Below are 3144 nucleotides of genomic sequence, written 5' to 3'. Positions count from 1 at the left end.
TTTATTCGCTAATACTCAATTAATCAGCGGTCACGAAGTGACCGTTAGGTTAAGTTATGAAGGGCGCATGGTGAATGCCTTGGTACTAGGAGCCGATGAAGGACGGGACTAACACCGATATGCTTCGGGGAGCTGTACGTAAGCTTTGATCCGGAGATTTCCGAATGGGGAAACCCAATCATCTTTACCGATGATTACAACTTGACGAATACATACTCAAGTTGAGGCAGACGTGGGGAACTGAAACATCTAAGTACCCACAGGAAGAGAAAGAAAAATCGATTCCCTAAGTAGCGGCGAGCGAACGGGGAACAGCCCAAACCATCGAGCTTGCTCGGTGGGGTTGTAGGACTGAACATTTGAGTTACCAAAGTTAATGATAACCGAAACATCTGGGAAGGTGTGGCAGAGCGGGTGATACCCCCGTAGGTGAAATCGTTAACCCTCAGTTCAGGATCCTGAGTACGGCCAGACACGTGAAACCTGGTCGGAATCCGGGAGGACCATCTCCCAAGGCTAAATACTCCCTAGTGACCGATAGTGAACCAGTACCGTGAGGGAAAGGTGAAAAGCACCCCGGAAGGGGAGTGAAATAGTTCCTGAAACCATGTGCCTACAATTAGTTAGAGCCCGTTAATGGGTGATAGCGTGCCTTTTGTAGAATGAACCGGCGAGTTACGTTAATTTGCAAGGTTAAGGTGTAAAGACCGGAGCCGTAGCGAAAGCGAGTCTGAAACGGGCGTTTCAGTAAGTTGATGTAGACCCGAAACCAGGTGACCTACCCATGTCCAGGTTGAAGGTGCGGTAAAACGCACTGGAGGACCGAACCCGTGTATGTTGAAAAATGCTGGGATGAGGTGTGGGTAGCGGTGAAATTCCAAACGAACTTGGAGATAGCTGGTTCTCTCCGAAATAGCTTTAGGGTTAGCCTCGGATTTAGAATCGTGGAGGTAGAGCCACTGTTTGGACTAGGGGCCCGTCATGGGTTACTGAATTCAGATAAACTCCGAATGCCACAGATTTATATCCGGGAGTCAGACGATGAGTGATAAGATCCACCGTCGAAAGGGGAACAGCCCAGACCACCAATTAAGGTCCCTAAATATGTGCTGAGTGGAAAAGGATGTGGAATTGCATAGACAGCTAGGATGTTGGCTCAGAAGCAGCCACCATTTAAAGAGTGCGTAATAGCTCACTAGCCGAGTGACTCTGCGCCGAAAATATACCGGGGCTAAGCACATTACCGAAATTGTGGACGCGACTATGTCGCGTGATAGGAGAGCGTTCTAAGGGCAACGAAGCTAGATCGCAAGGACTAGTGGAGCGCTTAGAAGTGAGAATGCCGGTATGAGTAGCGAAAGATCAGTGAGAATCTGATCCACCGAATGACTAAGGTTTCCTGGGGAAGGCTCGTCCTCCCAGGGTTAGTCGGGACCTAAGCCGAGGCCGCAAGGCGTAGGCGATGGATAACAGGTTGATATTCCTGTACTAGTTAATATTGTTTGAACGATGGAGGGACGCAGCAGGCTAAAGCAAGCGCACGATTGGAAATGTGCGTCCAAGCGTCAAGTCTGGTGATGAGTCAAATGCTTATCACTAAGGACAAGGCGTGACGGGGACCGAATTTTAGTAGGGAAGTGCTCCATGTCACACTGCCGAGAAAAGCTTCTAGTTAGATATTAATTACCCGTACCGCAAACCGACACAGGTAGTCGAGGAGAGTATCCTAAGGTGAGCGAGTGAACTCTCGTTAAGGAACTCGGCAAAATGACCCCGTAACTTCGGGAGAAGGGGTGCTACACGCAAGTGTAGCCGCAGTGAAAAGGCCCAGGCGACTGTTTATCAAAAACACAGGTTTCTGCAAAATCGTAAGATGAAGTATAGGGGCTGACGCCTGCCCGGTGCTGGAAGGTTAAGTGGATGAGTTAGCTTCGGCGAAGCCCAGAAATGAAGCCCCAGTAAACGGCGGCCGTAACTATAACGGTCCTAAGGTAGCGAAATTCCTTGTCGGGTAAGTTCCGACCCGCACGAAAGGCGTAACGATCTGGGCACTGTCTCAACGAGAGACTCGGTGAAATTATATTACCTGTGAAGATGCAGGTTACCCGCGACAGGACGGAAAGACCCCATGGAGCTTTACTGTAGCTTGATATTGGGTGTTGACACAGCTTGTACAGGATAGGTCGGAGCCGTAGATATCGGAACGCTAGTTTCGATGGAGGCGTTGGTGGGATACGACCCTCGCTGTGTGAACACTCTAACCCGCGCCACTTATCGTGGCGGGAGACAGTGTCAGGTGGGCAGTTTGACTGGGGCGGTCGCCTCCTAAAAAGTAACGGAGGCGCCCAAAGGTTCTCTCAGAATGGTTGGAAATCATTCGTCGAGTGTAAAGGCAGAAGAGAGCTTGACTGCGAGACAGACAGGTCGAGCAGGGACGAAAGTCGGGCTTAGTGATCCGGTGGTACCGTATGGAAGGGCCATCGCTCAACGGATAAAAGCTACCCTGGGGATAACAGGCTTATCTCCCCCAAGAGTCCACATCGACGGGGAGGTTTGGCACCTCGATGTCGGCTCATCGCATCCTGGGGCTGTAGTCGGTCCCAAGGGTTGGGCTGTTCGCCCATTAAAGCGGTACGCGAGCTGGGTTCAGAACGTCGTGAGACAGTTCGGTCCCTATCCGTCGCGGGCGTAGGAAATTTGAGAGGAGCTGTCCTTAGTACGAGAGGACCGGGATGGACATACCTCTGGTGTACCAGTTGTGCCGCCAGGCGCATCGCTGGGTAGCTATGTATGGATGAGATAAACGCTGAAAGCATCTAAGTGTGAAACTCGCCTCAAGATGAGATTTCCCATTCCTTTATGGAAGTAAGACCCCTGAGAGATGATCAGGTAGATAGGTTGGAAGTGGCAGCACCGTGAGGTGTGAAGCGGACCAATACTAATCGGTCGAGGACTTAACCAAGTAATGGTGTTCTCACGGAAAATAAATTGGTAATATCTAGTTTTGAGGGAATAAGCTCTCAGTAGTGTGGTGGCGATAGCCTGAAGGATACACCCGTTCCCATGCCGAACACGGAAGTTAAGCTTCAGCACGCCGATAGTAGTTGGGGGATCGCCCCCTGCAAGGATAGGACGTTGCCACGC

General features: G+C 50.7%; 2 rRNA genes. Both read left to right on the top strand.

The features are described 5' to 3' along the window. Window positions 1-47 precede the first annotated feature (47 nt). A 23S ribosomal RNA gene (locus tag FD25_RS06175) occupies window positions 48-2962 on the top strand. 65 nt (window positions 2963-3027) lie between these two features. Continuing rightward, window positions 3028-3144, top strand: a 5S ribosomal RNA gene (gene rrf, locus FD25_RS06170).

Origin of the sequence: Levilactobacillus acidifarinae DSM 19394 = JCM 15949, assembly GCF_001434835.1 — a bacterium.
GTDB classification, from domain to species: Bacteria; Bacillota; Bacilli; order Lactobacillales; family Lactobacillaceae; genus Levilactobacillus; species Levilactobacillus acidifarinae.
The sequence above is the reverse complement of the archived record's forward strand: the minus strand, read 5'-3'. Positions and strand labels throughout refer to the sequence as shown.